The sequence below is a fragment of the Streptomyces sp. NPDC033178 genome (genome assembly GCF_055577685.1).
The window spans coordinates 240,807-259,701 of the sequence record NZ_JBVIPT010000018.1 but is presented as its reverse complement, the minus strand read 5'-3'; the positions used below and the strand labels follow the sequence as shown (position 1 = coordinate 259,701).

13 protein-coding genes and 2 pseudogenes are annotated in these 18,895 nt (G+C 69.7%); 7 read left to right on the top strand and 8 right to left on the bottom strand.

Annotation, left to right across the window (positions count from 1 at the left end):
* Window positions 1–411: 411 nt before the first annotated feature.
* A pseudogene (locus ACZ5VQ_RS37355) lies at window positions 412–669 on the top strand (IS110 family transposase); the annotation flags it as partial.
* Here ACZ5VQ_RS37355 and ACZ5VQ_RS37350 read toward each other — a convergent pair.
* From ACZ5VQ_RS37350 to ACZ5VQ_RS37320, 7 genes and pseudogenes are all read right to left on the bottom strand, one after another.
* Window positions 638–877 (bottom strand): annotated as a pseudogene (locus tag ACZ5VQ_RS37350) (transposase); the annotation flags it as partial. The pseudogenes ACZ5VQ_RS37355 and ACZ5VQ_RS37350 sit on opposite strands and share 32 nt — an antisense overlap.
* A gap of 392 nt (window positions 878–1,269) precedes the next feature.
* Window positions 1,270–1,944, bottom strand: a complete 675-nt coding sequence (locus tag ACZ5VQ_RS37345) for a response regulator transcription factor (RefSeq protein WP_469108846.1) — start codon at window positions 1,942–1,944, stop codon at window positions 1,270–1,272.
* Window positions 1,941–3,137 carry a sensor histidine kinase gene (locus tag ACZ5VQ_RS37340; protein WP_469108845.1) on the bottom strand — a complete coding sequence of 399 codons (1,197 nt, stop codon included), beginning with the start codon at window positions 3,135–3,137 and terminating at the stop codon, window positions 1,941–1,943. The genes ACZ5VQ_RS37345 and ACZ5VQ_RS37340 overlap by 4 nt, the downstream gene beginning before the upstream one ends.
* A gap of 43 nt (window positions 3,138–3,180) precedes the next feature.
* Complete coding sequence (locus ACZ5VQ_RS37335) at window positions 3,181–5,397, bottom strand: MMPL family transporter (RefSeq protein WP_469108844.1); 2,217 nt, start codon at window positions 5,395–5,397, stop codon at window positions 3,181–3,183.
* Between the two features lie 265 nt (window positions 5,398–5,662).
* Window positions 5,663–8,461 carry a family 78 glycoside hydrolase catalytic domain gene (locus tag ACZ5VQ_RS37330; RefSeq protein WP_469108843.1) on the bottom strand — a complete coding sequence of 933 codons (2,799 nt, stop codon included), beginning with the start codon at window positions 8,459–8,461 and terminating at the stop codon, window positions 5,663–5,665.
* Between the two features lies 1 nt (window position 8,462).
* Window positions 8,463–9,962, bottom strand: coding sequence for a sulfatase family protein (locus ACZ5VQ_RS37325; protein ID WP_469108842.1), 1,500 nt, complete (start codon window positions 9,960–9,962; stop codon window positions 8,463–8,465).
* A gap of 38 nt (window positions 9,963–10,000) precedes the next feature.
* On the bottom strand, window positions 10,001–10,219 hold the full coding sequence (locus ACZ5VQ_RS37320) for a hypothetical protein (RefSeq protein ID WP_469108841.1): 219 nt from the start codon (window positions 10,217–10,219) through the stop codon (window positions 10,001–10,003).
* A 121-nt stretch (window positions 10,220–10,340) separates the two neighbouring features.
* On the opposite strand from ACZ5VQ_RS37320, the gene ACZ5VQ_RS37315 reads away from it, so the two are divergent.
* From ACZ5VQ_RS37315 to ACZ5VQ_RS37295, 5 genes are all read left to right on the top strand, one after another.
* On the top strand, window positions 10,341–11,042 hold the full coding sequence (locus tag ACZ5VQ_RS37315; protein ID WP_469108840.1) for a FadR/GntR family transcriptional regulator: 702 nt from the start codon (window positions 10,341–10,343) through the stop codon (window positions 11,040–11,042).
* Between the two features lie 304 nt (window positions 11,043–11,346).
* On the top strand, window positions 11,347–11,739 hold the full coding sequence (locus ACZ5VQ_RS37310) for a winged helix-turn-helix transcriptional regulator (RefSeq protein WP_469108839.1): 393 nt from the start codon (window positions 11,347–11,349) through the stop codon (window positions 11,737–11,739).
* A gap of 617 nt (window positions 11,740–12,356) precedes the next feature.
* Window positions 12,357–13,814, top strand: coding sequence for a streptophobe family protein (locus ACZ5VQ_RS37305; RefSeq protein ID WP_469108838.1), 1,458 nt, complete (start codon window positions 12,357–12,359; stop codon window positions 13,812–13,814).
* Window positions 13,815–13,970: 156 nt separating this feature from the next.
* Window positions 13,971–14,744, top strand: coding sequence for a response regulator transcription factor (locus ACZ5VQ_RS37300; protein ID WP_469108837.1), 774 nt, complete (start codon window positions 13,971–13,973; stop codon window positions 14,742–14,744).
* Window positions 14,741–16,333, top strand: a complete 1,593-nt coding sequence (locus ACZ5VQ_RS37295) for a sensor histidine kinase (protein ID WP_469108836.1) — start codon at window positions 14,741–14,743, stop codon at window positions 16,331–16,333. Before ACZ5VQ_RS37300 ends, ACZ5VQ_RS37295 begins: the two co-directional genes overlap by 4 nt.
* Before the next feature lie 167 nt (window positions 16,334–16,500).
* On the opposite strand, the gene ACZ5VQ_RS37290 is transcribed toward ACZ5VQ_RS37295, so the two are convergent.
* A complete protein-coding gene (locus tag ACZ5VQ_RS37290; RefSeq protein ID WP_469108835.1) occupies window positions 16,501–17,412 on the bottom strand; it encodes an MBL fold metallo-hydrolase in 912 nt (303 codons plus the stop codon).
* Window positions 17,413–17,634: 222 nt separating this feature from the next.
* Here ACZ5VQ_RS37290 and ACZ5VQ_RS37285 point away from each other — a divergent pair, with 222 nt between their 5' ends.
* Entirely contained in the window at window positions 17,635–18,543 is a 909-nt protein-coding gene (locus ACZ5VQ_RS37285; RefSeq protein WP_469108834.1) for a LysR family transcriptional regulator, read from the top strand.
* Window positions 18,544–18,895: the final 352 nt, after the last annotated feature.

Here is an 18,895-nt window from a genome sequence, read left to right as displayed (position 1 = left end):
TACGACGTGCACACAGTCCGCAAACCAGACACCGCGAAACAGCGAACGAAGAAGTCAACAACCCCACGACCCCGCCGCACAGGTTAAAGATCAAGTTAGTACTCCGGTGGGGCGTCCCCATTCCCGCTGGCCGCTCTTGCGGGCTGTCTCCACCAACAGCACGGCCCCGGCCTGCGGGACCGCTCCACGACCGTCGCCCTCGACACGACCACACGGGTAGGACCCGATACGCCTGGTCGCCCGAGAAGTGCTTCTTTCCTCGCAGCTGGCAGGGCTCTCGGCAAGCCCTATCGTTGCACCCATGAGGGCCGGGGTTGTCAAGGCGCGTGTGCTCCCGTCCCGGTGAGGTTGTGGCCCTGTTCGCCGGGCTGTTGTGTGACTGGTGGGCGGGGATGTCCAGGCCGTGGTCCCCTGGCATGCGGTCCTGCGGAGGGAAGCTGTCGGCGTACACCCGTATCTGGCTCTGGCAAGGCCCACACGCATTCGTTCGTCATCGGCGTCGACACCCACGCCAAAACGCATACCTACGCCGTGCTCGCCGCCAACGGTGAGCACCTGGGCACCCAGGCATTCCCCAACACTCACGCCGGCAGGGCCCGAGCCATCAACTGGGCCGGACGTCGCACCGGTGGGGATCTCGGTGTTCTGTGGGTGATCGAGGGTGCAGGCCGAAGCAGGGCGGCAGTTGGCGCCAGGCGCAGCCGCTGACCAGGACGTAGACGATGGCCGCGAACAACGTCTCATCAGGTGTGTCCTGCGTTCCGCCGCCCTGTGGCCGCACTCTCGATGGCGGGATCAGTGGCTTCGCGATCTCCCACAGCCCGTCAGGAACACTGTGAAAATACCTCAAGATATCTTCTGATCTACGGAAACACATGGACCGTGGAACCCGCGTGCACACCAGCCGGGCACCCGTGGACCTCAGCGGTGGGAGAGCGCACCTCCGTGATCACTGTTCCTGGCCCTTCCACGACCTCGTAACGGGGAGTACGCCGCGCCGCGGTGGGCCGCCCGGGCAACGCCTCTTCGATGCGCCAGCACAACGTACAGCGGACGACGAGGACAAAGTCACGTATTTTCACGGCGCAGCCTCCGCTCGGCCGCAGGTACTGGTCTCGCCGTTTCGGTCGGGGTGACGGGGCGTCGCCAGGGTCCTCGTCCCGGTCGGAGTGCACAAGCACCTTGGTCGTCGGCGACCACGACGCGTACTTGCCGTGCGCCGGGTTCGTCACCGTGATCGACAACCTCGCTCCGGTCCGGCATGAGGGCTCACCTCGGTGTCTGGGGTCTCACAAGTCCGCATTGGTAGGCCATGGCGACCAGTTGGGCCCGGTCACGGGCGTCGGTCTTCGTCAGGATGCGTTGGACGTGGCTGCGTACGGTCAGCGGGCTCACGCACAACTTGGCGGCGATCTCGTTGTTCGAGAGGCCGACCGCGATCTCTGCCACGACCTCGCGTTCCCGGGGCGTCAGCGCGGCCAGGGCAGCCGGCGTGGCGAGCGGGCCGGGTTCGGGGTGCGCGAGGAAGCGGGCGATGAGGGTGCGGGCCGCGGTCGGGGACAGCAGTGCCTCGCCGGCGTTGATCGTACGGATGGCCGCAAGGAACTCCTCGGGGCCGACGCCCTTGCCGAGGAATCCACTTGCCCCCGCTCGGAGCGCCTGTGCGACGTACTCGTCGGTTTCGAAGGTGGTGAGCACCAGGACGCGCGTGTCCCGGAGACTGTCGTCCGCGCAGATTTCGACCGTTGCCGCCACGCCGTCGAGACCGGGCATGCGGATGTCCATCACGATCACGTCCGGTCGCGTGGCACGGGCGGTGTCCACCGCCTCCCGGCCGTCGGCCGCGACGCCGACGACCTCCATGTCCTCGGCCAGGTCGATCAGCACTTTGAACGTGCCCACCAGCAAGGCCTGGTCGTCGGCCAACACAACTCGGATGGTCATGAACTCGTACGCTCCATGTCGTGCTCATGGGACTTCAACGGTAGTTCGGCAGTGACCAGGAAGCCGCCCTTCGGTGTGTGCCCGGCGGTCAGACTGCCGCCGACGGACAGGGCTCGCTCCCGCATGCCGATCAGGCCGAAGCCCGCGGCGCCGGGCTTCGGTGGTGACGGTGTTCCGTCATCGACGACGGAGACCGTCAGTTGTGCGTGTCCGAAGCGCAGGTGTACGAACGCGGTGGTGGTGTTGGCGTGCTTGGTGACGTTGGTGAGGGCTTCCTGGATGATCCGGTACGCCGTGAGTTCCACGACCGGTGACACGGGTTGCCGCGCGCCCTCGACGGCAACGGACGCGTTGAGCCCGGCGGTTTCGAAACTGGTGAACAGGGCGGGAAGCTGGGCGAGGCCCGGTGTCGGTTCCAAGGGAGAGTCCGAGTCTTCCCCCTGGCGCAGCAGGCCCACGGCAGCCTTCAGTTCCTGCAGCGCGGATGCCGTCGTTCCGCAGAGGTGTTCCATCATGTTCAGTGCGTACTCGGGTTGGGTGCGCATCAGGTAAGTGGCGGTGCGCGCCTGCGTACTGGCGAGAGCGATGTGGTGCGCGACGACGTCGTGCAGTTCGCGGGCGATGCGGATGCGTTCCTCCTCCACACGGCGCAGGGCTTCTTCTTCCCGGCTGCGCTCGGCCAGTTCGGCACGTGCCTCGACCTCGGCCACGTAGGCGCGTCGGCTGCGGATGGATTCGCCCGCGGCTGTGGGCAGCAGTGACCAGGCGATCAGTCCGACACTGTCGGTGTGCCGGAGCGTGCCGTGCACGAAGAGGACCGAGATCGTCAGAAGGACGAGAATCGCTCCACCCGTGTAGGCACGGGCCGCACGGCGGTCGGCGTGCACAGCCAGGGAACACAACGCGACGATGAGGGGGCACAGGAACGCGGGATTGAGAACGTTCACCTGTGCGCCTATCGCTGCGCAGCACGCCAGGACCGTCGCTGTCACCGCCTTCGGCCGGTCGCGGTGCCACAGCAGGGCCGCACAGGGCACCACGCCGCCCAGCAGGACGAAGGACGGCGCCGAGGCGATCCGGTTCGCCGTCCCCCAGTCATTGCTGCCGAGGAGCAACGCAACGTACGAGGTCACGGCCAGAAGGACATCCACCGTCCGTGGGTGGTGTCTGACGCGCTCTCGCCAGTCGCTCATCATTTGTCCCTTGTCAGGCGCTTCGTTGCGGGCTCCGTCGGTTTCACATGCGGCTGGGCTCAGGTTCCGTGTCGACGCTCTCGCCGACAGACGGAGTACGGGTGAGACGCTCGCCCTCGATATCGACCTCCGGCAGGATCTTCGCCAGCCGACGGGGCAGAGACCACGCTTTCTCATCCAGCAGGGCGAGGACGGCCGGGACGATGGTCATCCGTACGACGAACGCGTCGAAGAAGACCGCGGAGGCCAGGCCGAGTCCCATCATCTTGACCATCGGTTCGCTCATGCCGATGAACCCGGAGAACACCGCGATCATGATGATCGCCGCGGCCACGACAACACCGGCGCTGTGCCCGAACCCGGTCACGATGGCCTGCTTCGGGCGCTCCCCACGCACGTACGCCTCGCGTATACGCGTGACGAGGAAGACCTCGTAGTCCATGGCGAGGCCGAACACCACACCGATCAGGAAGATCGGCGTCATGCTCATGATCGGGCCCGTCGTCTCGACACCGAGGACGTCCACGAGCCAACCCCACTGGAACACCGCGACGATCACGCCCAAGGACGCGGCGACGGACAGGAGGAAGCCGAGGGCGGCCTTGAGCGGCACAAGGACCGAGCGGAACACGAGCATGAGGAGCAGGAAGGCCAATCCGACCACGAGCGCCAGATACGGGAACAGCGCGTCGTTGACCTTCTGCGAGGTGTCGATGTTCACCGCGGTGGTACCGGTGACGAGCATCGAGGCCCCGGTCTCGGACGTGAGCCGGTCGCCCTCGTCACGGATGGTGTGCACGAGATCCTCGGTCGTCGTGCTGGTAGGGGCTGTGCTCGGGGTCACGGTGATGATCGCCGTGTCGTCGGCCTCATTGAAGACGCCGGGGGTCACCGAAGCGACGCCGCTGGTCTCCCGCAGCGCCGTCGCGGCCTGAGTCACGGCCTCCCTGGGGTTGTCGGCGCTCTTCGCGTCGACGACGACGGTGAGCGGGCCGTTGAAGCCGGGGCCAAAAGCTTCGGCCAACTCGTCGTAGGCGCGGCGCTGGGTGGTGGATGTGGGCTTCGACTCGTCGCCCTGCAAGCCGAGTTGAAGATCGAGGGCGGGCACCGCGATGAAGCCGAGGCCGACCACACCGAGCAGCAGCACGGGCAGCGGGCGACGCGTTACGAAGCGGGCCCAGCGCATGCCCAGCGCCCCCTTTCCCGCGGTCGAGTGGGTACCCTGCGCCTTCTTCTTCCGCGCACCTCGCGGCAGCACCGCCCGGTGAAAGGAACCGAGCAGGGCCGGGACCAGGGTGACTGCGATCAACACCGCGATGACAACCGTGCCCGCGGAGGCCAACCCCATCTTCGCGAGGCTCGGAATGCCGACGACGGACAGGCCCGCAAGCGCGATGATCACAGTGAGACCGGCGAAGACCACGGCGCTGCCGGACGTGCCGACAGCGCGCCCCACGGCCTCCTCGGGGGCATGCCCCTCGGCTCGCTCGGTCCGATAGCGCGAGACGATGAACATGGCGTAGTCGATACCGACGGCGAGCCCGATCATCATGGCGAGCGTACTGACCATGGAGGAAAGACCGAAGGTGCTGCTCAAGGCGGCGATCGAGGCGATACCGACACCCACCCCGACCAGCGCGGTGACCAGGGGAAGCCCGGCCGCCACAAGGGAACCGAACGTGAGAAGCAGGACCAGCGCCGCCACCGCCACACCAATGAGCTCAGTCGTGGCCTCGATCTCGGGCGAAGCATTAAGGGCCGAACCGCCGATCTCCACGGTCAGTCCCGCATCGCGCCCGCCCTGGGCGGCATCGGTCAGCGCCACGGTCGTGGCATCGCTCAGGTCGTCGGCCTTCGCCTCGTACATCACCGTCGTGTAGGCCGTGGAACCGTCCTTGCTGACAGCCTGCGTCCGGAACGGGTCGGGGACACTCTTGACCTGTGAGCCGCCGGCCAGTTCGCCGACGACCTGCTCGACGGCCGCCTTGTTGTCACTCGCGGTGATCTTCTGCCCGTCCGGCGCGACGAACACGAGGCGGGCCTGGGCTCCGTCGGCACTTCCCTCCCCCGGGAATCGCTCGTCCATCAGGTCGAACGCCTTCTGCGATTCCGTACCCGGAACCACGAAGGCGTCATCCGGCGCGGCCGGCGCCTTGACCGCGGCGAAAACGCAGGCCAAGAGCACCACAAGCCAGCCGAGTACGAACAGTTTTCGTTTCCGGAAAGCGAGACGGCCCAGTCGATAAAGATAGGAAGCCATGCTTGAGACACTCCAAGTTGAGGGGGGGTATCGCCTCAATCCTTCGTCCGCGCACCTGCCGGCGTCATCGTCGAACGTCACGCATTGGGTCGTACTGCGAAACGAGTAGACGCGTACGGTCCTACGGCCGCGAGGATGACTTCGGGTGAGCGGTCACGACGTATCCACACACCTGACGCCAGCCCCTGCCGGGGTGGAGCGGAGAACTTCGGACCCGGCCAGGAAGTGGACGCCCGGCCATAAGGGTTGGAGGCCGGTGTCTTCGTCATCGGGGAGGCCCCTCGTCGACATGCGTCTTCGCGGCAGGCCGCACCGGGTTCGTCCGGGCACGCAGGTCCGGCCGTCGACGGCCGCTTCGCCCGGGAGTCGCACCGGCGGCGTCCAGGAGCGCGGCGGGAGGATCGACCGTCCACCGGTACGTGTGCTCACCGGCGTCCGCGATCTCGACACAGCCGGAGCCGAGGTGCACCTCGGCTGTCGTCCCGCGGGGCACGCACACCCGGAGCGTGACGACACCGTCCTCGAGCACCCAGGAGCTCACCGCCCGCCCGTAGGGGGTGTCGACGGCGGCGCGGGCCGAGGTGATCCCACCGCCGATCGCCGGAACGACACGGATGCGGCGGTACGCGGGCGCGGCGGGGGCGAGGCCGGCCAGCCCGTCGACCAGCCAGGCGGCCACGGCGCCGGGGGCGAAGTGGTTGTGGGAGTCCTTCCCCCGGCCGTCCTCGTCATAGCCCTCCCAGCTCTCCCAGGTCGTCGTGGCGCCGCGGGAGATCTGGTGCAGCCAGGACGGGACGGTGTCGCGGAGCAGCAGCTCGACCGCCACGTCCGTCCGGCCGTGGCAGGCGAGGGTGGGCAGCAGCATCGCCGTGCTGAGGAAGCCGGTGCCCAGGTGCGTGTCCGCGGCGCGGATCAGCTCGACCAGGCGATCCAGCGCCGCCGGGCGCTGGGCGGGGTCGAGGAGGTCGAACGCCAGCGCGCGCACGTAGTCGTCCTGGCGGTCCGCGCCGATCCGAGCGCCGCCCTTGCGCACGAACGCCGCCCGCCACGCCGCCCCGACGCGGTCCGCGAGCGCGTGGTACCGCCGGGCGTCCGCGTCCCGGCCGAGCACCTGCGCGATGCGCCCGAGGGTACGGGCGGAGTGGGCGAAGTAGGCGGTCGCGACGGCGGCGGGCGGGCACACGAGCGTCCTCAGCACGGAGGGCACGGCGTTCTCACCGGGGCGGAGCCACTCGCCGAAGTGGAAGCCGCCGCCCAGGATGTACCGGTCGTGCTCGCCGAGCCGCCTGGCGAACCAGCGGGCCCGGCCCCGCCCGGCCGCCGCCGTGCGTTCGAGCAGGCCGACCCACCGCCGCATCGTCGGCCACTGCTCCTGGAGCACGCCCACGTCGCCGTAGGCCTCGTGCAGCGCCCACGGGATGAGGACGCACGCGTCACCCCAGCCGGCGACGGTCCAGCCGTGCCGCTGGAAGAAGCCCGTGACGCCGCCGCGGTCGTCATCGCGCGGATCGTCGTCGGGGACGAAGACCGGGATGCGGCCGTCGGGTCGTTGTTCCGCGGCGAGCACGCGCAGGTAGCGGCGGTAGAAGGCCTGCACGTCCATCAGCCGGGTCGCGGTCGGGGCGAAGACCTGGGCGTCACCTGTCCATCCCGACCGTTCCCGGGTGGGGCAGTCCATCGGCACTTCGAGGAAGTTTCCACGCATGCTCCACACGACGTTGCGGTACAGCTGCTCGACGCAGGGATCGGAGCAGGCGAACTCACCGGTCGTGCGCATGTCGCTGGAGATGACCACGGCCTCGACATCGGCCGGGCCGAGCCGGTGGGGGAGCCCGTCGACCTCGGCGTACCGGAACCCCCGGAAGGCGAACCGCGGCTGGTGCCAGTGCTCGTCGCCGTCCAAGGTCACCACGTCACGCTGATGGAGCCGCGTCCCCATCAGCGCGAGGTTGCCGTCGTCGAGCTCGCCGTCCGGTCCGAGCAGCTCGGCGTGGGTGATCCGGACGACCGTGCCGGCGGGGCCGCGCAGTCTCAGCCGGAGGTGGCCGGTGATGTTCTGCCCGACGTCGAGGAGCTGCCTGCCGGACGGGGCGACGGACACGGTGGCACCCAGGCGAATGACGTCGCGGACCCGGTCGGCCTGCTCGGCGACGAGCACGCGGTTGGTGGGCAGCGGCTCGGCGGAGGAGAACCGCTGCGGCCGCAGGCCGGTCAGCCAGTCCTCGTCCGGGATGCGCAGGTCGACCACCTCGCCGGTCTTGTGGTCGGCGGCGAGGATGCTGCCGGGGCCCGCTGCCCACGAGGTGTCGGTGCCGACGGTGACCGTGCTGCCGTCGGCGAGCCGCAGCTCGAACTGGGCGAGCGCGGCGAGCCGGCCGCCGAAATGGTTGCGTGTGCCCCGCACCCCGAGCCGGCCGCGGTACCGCCCGTCGCCGACGGCGATCGCGATCGCGTTGTGGCCGGACGTGAACGCCGCGGTGAGGTCGTAGACCTGGTACTCGACGAATTCAGCAGGCGGCGACCACCGTGGCACGATCGTGTCCGCCGTGAGGTGGATGCCGTTGACGAACAGGTGGTACCAGCCGAGCGAGGTCACGTAGGCGCGGGCGCGCGTCACCGCGTCGGGGAGCGTGACGACCCGGTTGAGATAGAGCACGGAGGAGTCGTCGGGGCCGGCCGGTGCGGAGCCGGTGATCCAGCGAGCGATCCAGTCCGCCGGATCGAGGAGCCCGGTCTCGAACCAGGCCGGGTCGCTCCACGCACTCGCCGAGCCGTCGGCCAGCCAGACGCGGGCCCGCCACGTATACCGGGTGCGCGAGCGCAGACCGGCCTGGGGCCAGGGCACGCCGAACGGCTGCGCGCCCTCGACCCGGCCGCTGTCCCACACAGCCGTCGCATCGTCGAGGTCGGCATCGGCGAAGACCTGGACCTGGTGGTGGCTCTGCGCTGCGGTCGTCGCCGCCTCGATGCTCCAGCTGAAGCGGGGGAGCGGGTCGTCGAATCCGAGTGGTTCGGTGCGGCCGTTCACGCGCAGGTCGTGGACGACGACGGGAGGGACGGCCACCTTACGAGCCGGACGTGTCGGGCGACGTGTCGGACGACGGATCTTCCGCGGGGTAGGGCAGCAGGCCCGCGGCGATCCGCTCCCAGGAGGCGACGAGATCGGCCATCAGCTCCGGTTCGTGCCGCGACCGGTCGGCGCATTCCGCCGGGTCGGTGCTCAGGTCGTAGAGCAGGTCCCCATCGGTGTGCAGCGGGGACTCGGCGTTCAGGCGGTCCATGAGCCGGTTCGACGGCCCGTCGGTGCGGTAGTACTTCCATTTTCCGCGCCGCAGCGCCCGCTCGTGCCGGGATCGCCAGAACAGGTCGCGCGCGGGCGCCGGTTCACCGCGCAGCAGGTAGCCCGCGAGACCCGTTCCGTCGAGCGGGACGGCGGGATCGGCTGTCACCTCGCCCACCTCGAGCATGGTGGCGGTCCAGTCGGGTGTCATCACCGGGAGGTCGCTGACCTGCCCGGGGTCGAGCCGGGCGGGCCAGCGCGCGATCGTCGGGACCCGGATCCCGCCCTCGAGCAGCGTGTGCTTCGCGCCGGTGAACGGCCAGGAGTAGGAGAAGCGCTCGCCGCCGTTGTCACTGCTGAAGATCACCAGCGTGTTCTCGGTGCCACCCGACCGGCGGAGGGCGGCCATGACCTTGCCGATCGACCGGTCCAGGTCCTCCACCATCTGCCGGTACTTCTCAGTGGACCCGCCGTCCAAGTGGATCAGCATCATCGAGCCCTCCTCGGGAGGGAGTTCCCGGATGCCCCGCTCCAACCGGGCGGCCTCCTTGATGTCGCCGTCCGCGATCCACGGCGAGTGCGGCGTCGTGAAGTTGAGGTTGAGCAGCCAGGGGCCCTCGTGGTCGCGTTCGACGAACTCCACGGCCCGCTCGGTGATGATCCGCGTGTAATAGCGGAGGTCCTGGTACGGCGTCTCGCCCTCGTACAGGTCGTAGCGGCCGAACGGGTCCAGCTTCGAGTAGTACTCGAGGACACCCTCGAAGCTGCCGAAGAACTCGGTCCACCCGGACCGGGTCGGGGAGAACCGGGGCAGCCTGCCGCAGTGCCACTTGCCGATCATCGAGGTGGTGTAGCCACCCGAGCGCAGCAGCGATGCCGGCGTGGGGTGTGACGGGTCGAGCCCGACGTCCGCCGCCGTCAACGGCTCGTGGAGGCCCGCCTCGATCCGTCCGGGATAGCGGCCGGTGTAGAGGCTGATGCGGGTGGGCGAGCAGGTCGACGAGCCGGAGTAGGCTTCGGTGAACCGGATTCCCTGCGCCGCCAGCCGGTCGAGGTTCGGGGTCGAGATGTGCGGCGACCCGTAGCAGGACAGGTCGGCCCAGCCCAGATCGTCGGCGAAGACGAACAGGATATTCGGCCGGTCGGACTGCCGGTCGGTGGCCGCCCGGAACGGACGGGCCTGCGCCGTCCACGGGGCCGCGGCGCTCAGGCCGGTCGCGACGGCGCCTGCTCCCAGGAGCCCGCCGAAGTCACGGCGGGACCAGGTGGGGCGAGAGGGGGGCATAAGGTCTCCTCGTTCTCTCGTTCGCTCGTTGTCCGCGGTCAGCGTGTGACCGGCGGGGCCGAACTCCCGGGCGCGGCGGCCTCGCAGACGACTGCTTCCACGGCAGGCGCGGTCGGCCCCGAGTCGGTGAACTCCGCCCAGCGGGTGTAGACGGCCCGGGGGTCCGACGAGAAGCGCCCTCCGTCGGCGGTCTCGACGTCCACGACTCCCGCCTCCGTCACCAGCATCAGGTGCCCGGCCGGGTTCGCGACCCTCATCCCACCTTCCGAGCAAAATAACCATGATGAATATGATGTATCTTGAGCTGGCAGTATGGCGGTGTCAAGCGATTCGTCATGACCGTCGTACTGGACCGGTGACATCCGAGGGGGAGCCCAGATGGCCACTGACACGAGCGCGACCACCCGAGCGGCGCGGGTCGCCGAGGTGATCGCCGACCTCGTCCGCGACGCAGGACCCGGCGCGCGGCTGGGCACCAAGAAGGAGCTGCAGTCGCGGTGCGGGGTCTCGGTCGGGACCTTCAACGAGGGGCTGCGCCTGGCCCAGTCGCGTGGGCTCGTCCGGGTGCGGCCGGGCCCCGGCGGCGGGCTCTTCGCGGGCGAGGAGTCGCCGATGGTCCGGCTCGGGCATGCGATGCTCGCGCTCGACTCCGACGAGACCTCGGTCGCGGACGCGATCCGGATTCGCGACGCGCTCGATCCGCTGCTGTTCCACGACGCCGCGTGGCACTCCTCGCCTCATGAGATCGCCAGGTACCACGAGCAGCTCACCGCCATGGACGCGGCGCGCGCCGACGGCGACGTGCGGGCCTTCATGGCCGCGAACTGGCAGCTGCACGAACTCCTGGCCCAGGTCAACCCGAGCCCCATGCTGCGGACGCTCTACCTGTCGCTGCTCGACGTGATCCGCGGGCGGACCGTCGACGTCCACGGCGCCGGGAACGGGACGCCGGACGAGGCCATGCGCGAGCGGCACCGCATCCACGTCGACCTCGTGGAGGCCATCGCCGCCCAGGACGCCGCGGCAATCTCACGGGCGACCCGGGACCATGCGCTCACGCCTGTGCGGCGCGGTTCCTGATGTCGGGTCACGGCGGCGCACGGCTCGGCAGCAGCGGCGCCCGAATGGCGTACCGGAGGTCCGTGGGCGGCGTCCGCTTCGGCCTGGCGGACCCGGCCCCGCAGGGCTTCGCTTCCTTGTCTGATGGATGTTCGTAGTGCGTTGAGCGTTTCAAGGACCAGGTCGGACAGCGTTTGATCATCTTCGCGGTCGAGCCAATGGTCGACTGCCGTGTGGAGCACGGTGATGCCGGTCTCGGCCAGTAGACGTGCAGGCAGCGCGTCGATGCCTCGCTGGATGAATCCCTTCCGGATCGCTTCGCACAGTGCGGCGCGTTTGCGGAGGTCGCGCTCGCGGAGGGCCACACGACGGCAGTTCCCCTGGGTGCCTGACCCGCGAGATCTTCACGCGGGTCGGCGACAGGTGGAGCCTGTACGTCATCGTCAGCCTCGGCCCGGGGACACGGCGCTTCGGGGAACTGCACCGAGTGGTGGACGGCATCAGCGAGCGGATGCTCGCCGTGACGCCGCGTTCCCTGGAGCGCGACGGGCTTGTTCGCCGCGAATCGCACCCGGAGGTTCCGCCCCGCGTCGAGTACTCGCTCACGGCGACGGGCCGGTCCTTGCTTGGTGTGCTCACCCCGCTGTTCGGATGGTGCCGGGACAACTCGGCGCATATCAAGACGTCGCGATCCGCCTACGACGCACGAACCCAGTGAATGCTCAGTGAATGCCGGGGCAGCCGTGATGTCCAGGGAAGTTGTGCGAGTCGATGACGTCTCCACGGCGGCAAGGGCTACGCCTACGACCGCCTGGACCACGACCACCTGCGCCGGTGGTTACGACAGCGCAGGATCGCCCACCGCGTCGCTCGCGAAGGCATCGAGTCCTCCGAACCGCCCGCTCCCACCGGCTCCCGGCGACGGCCGCACCCGTACCGTCGAGGCAACCGCGGACCGAGCCCGTCGCCGCTTCGGCTCAAAAGCCGTGCTTCCCGCTGCTTTTGGCAAACGTCCGGCCGCCAGGAGCCAGTGAGGTTCTGGGAACTTTCTGAGAAGCAGTGCCATGCGTGGGTGGCGCCCGGCTCGTGACCTGCGGCGCCCGGTCGTCGGCTCTCAGGAATCTCCCAGAACCTCTCCGGAACGTGGTACCCGAGACCGCCAGTCTGTGCGGGTCCCCGTGGCACGCGGCGTCATTCCTCCCCCGAACGGCGCCGCGTGCTTCCCCGCAAGCGAAGCGGAGAGTTCCCGACATGGCTGTCACCACGCCCCGTCTCCAGACCCGGCCAGGGTCCAGTCCGCGGCCCGGTGCCGGGCCGCGGCCCCAACACCGCCCCGTGCCCGTGCAGTTGATCGGCCCGTGGCAGAACGCTCTGGAAGGGGCGGCGGCCGCGCTGTGCGCGGTGCTCGCCATGGCGGCCGTGTCCGTGCTGGCGCTGGCACTGCTGGACGCGGGGTCGGTCGGATCGCTGTGGTCGCTGACGATGGCCCTGACGGCCATGGCCGTCGGCGGCTCGGTGAGCGCGGGTTCGGACGTGTCGGGAGACACGGGGTCGATGGGCGGACTGGCCGGTCTGTTCGGCGGTGGTGGTGGCATGGGCCCGTCGATGAGCGGAGCGGCCGATGCGGTACCGCTCGGCGTGACGCTGGTCGGCACCGTCGTCCTGTGGGTCGCGTTCTCCCGGCGGCTGAGGTCGGGACAGCGGCAGCGGCGGTTCACCGCCGGTGAACTGGCCGTGCGGGCGGCCGGAGCGGGGACTGCGGCATGGGCCGCACTCATGGTGGTGGCCGGCCTCGGGCAGGGATCGGCCACCTTGCCCGAGTCGGCCATGGCAGCGATGGGCGGCACCGGTGGCGGGTCTGCCGGGGGTTTCGGCGGCGGTGGCGACAATCCGATGGGCGAGTTGTTCGGTGGCGGCGGCAGTGGCGGTATGTCGGCCCCGATGGCGATGACGTACCAGGTGGGTGTGGGATCGGCCGGCTTCGGCGCGGTGCTGTGGGTGGCCGTCGTCCTTGGCGTGGGATGTCTGATCAGCCGGCGGGTGCGGTTGCCGCTGAGCGGTGCGCTGGACCGGTTGCGGCCCACCTGGGCCCCGAGCCTCTCGGCCGTCGTCCGTACGATCCTCGTCCTGGCGGCCGTCATGCTGGTGCCGTTGGTGTTCGTCGGGGCGGCGGTGGGCGGCCGGGCCGGGACGCTGGCGGGCAGTGCCCTGTTGTTGGCCCCGAACGCGCTGGCGGTCTTCCTGACACTGGGCGTCGGTTCCTCATGGACGCTCGGAGCGCACCCGGTGCGGAGCGACAGCAGCAGCAACCCGCTTGCCGGGCTGATGGGAGGAATGGGCGGGACGGGCGGCATGCCCGGCATGAGTGGCGGATCTCAGACCGACCGCACCGAACACCTCAGGTCCCTGTCGGCAGGCGGATGGCCGCTGTGGCTCGGGGCCCTCGCGGTGACCGGCATCATCCTGCTCGGCTGCGCCTACCGGGCGGCCCGCACCACGAATCCGGCGCACCTGCGTCCTCTGCACCCCTACCGCGGTCCGCTGGCCCGGCACCTCGGCATGGCCGAGCGGTTCGGTGTCGTCACGGCCGTTGTCCTGGGCGGCGCGGCCTGGCTGGCCGGGGCTTCCGGGAACATCGGCATCAGCATGTTCGGCAGCGAGATGGGGGGAATGCGGGCCGAGCTCAGCGGCAGTGTGCCGTGGACGGTCGTACTCGCTCTGCTCGTCGGGGCCCTGGCTGGGTTCACCGGAAGTCTGTTGTCCACGGCGCGCGGTGACCACGGGTCACGGTGAGCCCGTGGTCACGGTGGCCACGGGCTTTACGCATGAACACAGCTCGCTTTCGTATCCTGCCGAGCAGGATCCCGGCCGCAGTGGGCGGCGCGCCTTCCGATGCCTCCCTGTGTCCGGCGGAGCCGGGAGCGGATTCCCGGTCGCCTGGAGGCCCCTTTGACTGCCCTTGAGCGCTCTGCCCTGCGCGGCGCCGCCGCAGGAAACGATCCCGGTGCGGCGGCCACCACGGGCGTGAACCTGCTGGTCGTGGACGACGAGCCCACCGTGCGGGAGCTGCTGTGCGCGGCGCTCAGGCACTCCGGGTTCACCGTCGCCGCGGCCGGCACCGGGCAGGAAGCCCTGGACCAGGCAGGAGAGACCTCGCCAGATCTCGTCCTACTGGACGTCATGCTTCCCGACCTGGACGGCTTCGAGGTGATCCGGCGACTGCGCGAGCAGCACCGGCCCGCCGCGGCGCCCCATGCCGGACACATCCCCGTCGTGTTCCTCACCGCCCGTGACGCCACCCAGGACAAGATCGAGGGCCTGGTCCTGGGCGGCGACGACTACGTGACCAAGCCGTTCGACCTCCAGGAGCTGATCGCCCGCATCCGTGCCGTGCTGCGCCGCACCAGCGGCGACCCCACCGCACTGCTGCGCGTGGCCGACCTGGAACTCGATCCCGACGGCGTCCAGGCGGCCCGCGCCGGCGAGCCGATACGCCTGTCACCCACCGAGTTCCGGCTGCTGCACTACCTGATGGCCAACGCCGGGCGCACGGTGTCGAAAGCGCAGATCCTCCAGCGAGTGTGGGACTACGACTTCAACGGTGACACCGGCATCGTCGACACGTACATCAGCTACCTGCGGCGCAAGATCGACAACGGCGGCCCGAAGCTCATACACACCGTGCACGGTGTCGGCTACGTACTGCGCGGACCCAAGTCATGACCGCGCCCCGCATGCGTGCCGTGTGGGCGCGGGCGTCACTGCGCAGCCGTGTGCTGCTGTTGGCCGTCGCTCTCCTGACGGCCGGTTTCACGGCGTTCAGCGTGGTCACCGGCAACGCCCTGCGCGGCTACATGGAAGACCGCGTGGATGCCCAACTCCGCGCCACCGCCCAGGTGTTCACCCTGCTGCCGCCCACGGTGGCCGAGAACGGAGCCGACCGGCAGCCGCCGGCGGGCCTCGCCGACTTCAGTACCGACGTCCTGGGCAACCCCGTCATCACGTACGTCACCGAGGACGGCACGGTCGAGAGCAGCATCGACTCCCTCGCCGCGGCGAACCGGACGGGGGACGCACGGGGCCCGGCCCTTCCCCGGTTCGACACGGCCGCGGTGGCCGCCCGCGAGGCGCGCCCGTTCACCGTCGGCAGCACGAAGGGCGACACGCGCTGGCGGGTGATCGCCGTGCCCAGGACCACCCGAGCCCGGCTGCCGGGGATCACGGTGGCGAGGACGCCGGCCGTCTCCGGCAGCGTGATCGTGGCGACGCAGATGACTCAGGTGGACGACACGGTGGGCCGCATGTGGCGGAACTACCAGAGCACCGGACTCGGTCTGCTCGCGTTCCTTGCCGTGGCCGGTTGGTTCGCGGTCCGGTCCGGGCTGCGCCCCCTGTCCCGCATCGAGCAGACCGCCGCCGAGATCGCGGGCGGCGACCTTTCCCGCCGGGTTCCCGAACTAGCCGGCCCTAACACAGAGTTGGGACGTCTTGCCGCAGCGCTGAACGGCATGCTCGGCCAGGTGGAGACCGCCTTCGCCGCGCGCTCCGAGTCCGAGGCGAGGATGAGCCGGTTCGTCGCCGACGCCAGCCACGAGTTGCGTACTCCGCTCGCCGGCATCAAGGGACTGACCGACCTGCACCGCATGGGTGCCCTCGCGGACCGCGAGGACATCGACGCCACGATGTCCCGCATCGCCCGCGAGTCCGACCGCCTCACCCGGCTCGTGGGCGACATGCTTCTGCTGGCCCGCCTCGACGAACACTCGCTGAAGGCCACGGGAGGGCCCGCCGGTCACCGTGCGCCGGACTCCCCACCTGGCCTCGACCTCGCCCCGACCGACCTGCGCACACTCGCCGCGGACGCCCTTCACGACGTACGCGCCCTGGATCCGGCCAGGGCCGTCACCCTCACCGGCCCGGCCGGCGACGGCCCACCCGCCTCCGCGCCGGCCCTCGCCGATGAGGCCCGCCTGCGTCAGGTCGTCACCAACCTGGTCGGCAACGCCGTCACCCACACACCAGCCGGTACGCCCATCCGCATCGGCGTCGGCACGGTCGGCGACCACGCCGTTCTGGAGGTCGCCGACCAGGGCCCGGGACTCGGCCCGGAGCAGACCAGCCGCATCTTCGAACGCTTCTACCGTGCCGACACCTCCCGCAACCGCGCCACCGGCGGCGCCGGCCTCGGTCTCGCCATCGTCCGCTCCCTCGTCACCGCCCACGCGGGACGCGTCGAGGTCGACTCGGCCCCGAGCCGGGGCACGGCCTTCCGGGTTCTCCTCCCTCGGCTGAGCCTGAAGAGTTCAGCCTGACCACGGACGGCCCACGCCGTCACCTGGCTCGTGGCCGCGGCGCCCCCGCAAGGCCGGAAACGCCGACCGGAATACGCGGAGGGAACATGGAGCGGAACGGGACAGGTGCGCCAGGTGTGGCGAGGGTGGCGCCGGGCTCCTGACGAAGAGCGGGGACGGTCCGGGGGTCACTGCCGGGGTTTTCCGACGCCTATCTGCATGAGGTCCTCGCCGATGCGAAAGCGTCCGGAAAAGCCCCTTCTCGCGCCGAGCCAGCGTTCTCGCGGATTGTTGGCGGGGCCGAAGTGGGACAGTACGAGTGCCTTGGCCGCAGCACGTTCGCACAAGTCGTCGGTGTCGAAGCGGAACGCGAAGGACGGGAATACCTGTCCGTGATCGACCAGTGCCGCGGTGACCTTGACCCGATCGTCTTGGTACACCTCGATGGGATGAGCGAGCCGGGGTGCGGGGACCTGGTTGGGATCGGCACCGGCTCCGGGCGGCAGCGCGATGTCGTGGGCGGTGAGGCCGGCGCGGATATCGGATGCGGCCATGTCCCGGATCCGGTCGTTGAAGTCGGTGGCGAACGCCTGCAAGATCAGGTCCGTCATGTCCTCGGTGCCGGGCCACGGGTTGCCAGGGCTCACCGGTTCCGCCACGGAACGTCCCGGTGGGTAGACCTCCGGAAGCACGCCGCGGCGTCCCGGGCCGAATACCCGCACCGGCCGATCCTCGGTACCGAGTCCGTTTCCCGGAAAGCCGAAGAGCGTCAGCGCGGGGTAGCCGGCAACGTGGTCGGAGTGCAGGTGCGTGAGAAAGACGGCGCGCAGCTTCGTGAAGTCGGTCGCCGTCGATTGCCCGGCGAACAGTCCGGCCTGTCGGTAGCGCTGCCCCATGCCGTCACCGCAGTCGACCAGGTAGACGGCGTCACCGACTACGACGGCGGAGGAGATGCCGACCTGATAGCTGCTGCCGGACCACCAGTTGGGACCGCCGGCCGTGCCGAGCAGTATCAGACGGGTGTGGTAGCGGTGCGCGTCGCTTGTTCCCCGGGTGGCGGCGGCAACCGCGGTCGAAGCGGTCGCCGGGGCGGCGACCACCGCGCCGGCTGTGGCACCGGCCGCGGCCGCGGCGCCTCTGAGCAGGTTTCGCCGTGACATCGACTCGACCCTGCCGAACAGTTCGCACATGTTCGTATTCCCTTCCGGGGCGTCGGCACCGGCGCCTCCGGAACAGTTCTAGGGCCCCGGGGTGATGTGGGTCCAATACCGAGATCGCGAAACACCTATAGACATTCTCTATCGGCAAGCTATTGTGCGATCATGGAATTGCATCAGCTGCGCGGTGTGGTCGCAGTGGCGGATCACGGCAGTTTCACCCGTGCTGCCGAGGTTTTGCACATTTCCCAGCCGTCGCTGTCATATTCGATCTCTCGCCTGGAGACCGAGCTGCGGACAAAACTGTTCGAGCGGCTGCCAAGGCAAGTCGTTTCGACCGCGGCCGGTCAGGCTTTCCTGGCTCATGCGCGTGCGGTCCTGGAGCAGGCCGATCGCGCACGGGCCGCGGTCAGAGATGCCGAGCACCCGGTGAGTGGTCGTGTTCACCTGGCCCACATCCGCACGGCCGCAGCGGAAGTGGCACGGATGGTCCGGGATTTCCGCGAGCAGCATCCCCGTGCGATATGCGTGATCCACGATCCCGTCGACGACGCGCAGATCGTTCGCGACCTGCGTTCGGGAGCACGCGATGTGGGGATCATGAGATCGTCCTACGTGCCACGGGATCTGCTGGCCGTCGATGCCGGCACGGAGCGTTGGGTCGCCGCGTTCGCCGACGGACAGGCCCCGGGGCAGGCCACGATCGGTCTGGAGGATCTCGCGGAGCACCCGCTCGTCGCGCCTATCGCCGGCACCGGTATGCGGGCGCGGTTCGACGAGTTGTTCGCAAGCGCCCGGCTCGTTCCCGAGGTGGTGGCCGAGTGTATGGACATCCACATGTCTCTCGGTCTGGCGGCCTGTGGGGTCGGTGCCGCCCTTGTCCCTGACTCACTGGCCCGCACACGGCCAGAGGTCAACTGCGTGACGGTGACGCCGCGGGTCAAACACGAGCTGTCGGTCGTACGCAAAGCCGGTGCGACGACATCGTCGATCGGCTCGTTCTGGGCTGTGTCCGCCACGCCGGAACGATCACGCCGACGTGGTCCATCGGATTCATGGCACTCCCCTCCCTGATCAGGTCGCGGCCTCCAGATCCGCGAGGGGCTTCGAGGTCGGCGAGGCGCCGGTCCTGGAAGCGGAGGTCGGAGCGGGCGGCCGTGAGCCGCTCGGCGAGGGCGGCGAATGCGGCCTCGTCACGGACCCGTCCCGGGTGGGACCAGGCGACCAGGACGGTGGCGGCGGTGACAGGGCCGATCCCTGTTTCCTCGGGGAGGCCGGCCGCAGGGCTGGCGTCGACGAGCTCGCCCATCCGGTTCATGTTGTCTGCGATTTCGGTGTCAAGGGCGAGGATCCTCTTGGCCAGACGGACGGCCTCGGTGCGGGCTGTCGTGGCGGCGAGGTGATCCTCCCGGGGGCGCCAGCGGGC

Coding starts and splice junctions, on each gene's coding strand:
- ACZ5VQ_RS37295 (WP_469108836.1), top strand. CDS start 14,741: ATGACCGCGCCCCGCATGCGTGCCGTGTGGGCGCGGGCGTCACTGCGC.
- ACZ5VQ_RS37315 (WP_469108840.1), top strand. CDS start 10,341: ATGGCCACTGACACGAGCGCGACCACCCGAGCGGCGCGGGTCGCCGAG.
- ACZ5VQ_RS37345 (WP_469108846.1), bottom strand. CDS start 1,944: ATGACCATCCGAGTTGTGTTGGCCGACGACCAGGCCTTGCTGGTGGGC.
- ACZ5VQ_RS37335 (WP_469108844.1), bottom strand. CDS start 5,397: ATGGCTTCCTATCTTTATCGACTGGGCCGTCTCGCTTTCCGGAAACGA.
- ACZ5VQ_RS37320 (WP_469108841.1), bottom strand. CDS start 10,219: ATGAGGGTCGCGAACCCGGCCGGGCACCTGATGCTGGTGACGGAGGCG.
- ACZ5VQ_RS37325 (WP_469108842.1), bottom strand. CDS start 9,962: ATGCCCCCCTCTCGCCCCACCTGGTCCCGCCGTGACTTCGGCGGGCTC.
- ACZ5VQ_RS37285 (WP_469108834.1), top strand. CDS start 17,635: ATGGAATTGCATCAGCTGCGCGGTGTGGTCGCAGTGGCGGATCACGGC.
- ACZ5VQ_RS37340 (WP_469108845.1), bottom strand. CDS start 3,137: ATGAGCGACTGGCGAGAGCGCGTCAGACACCACCCACGGACGGTGGAT.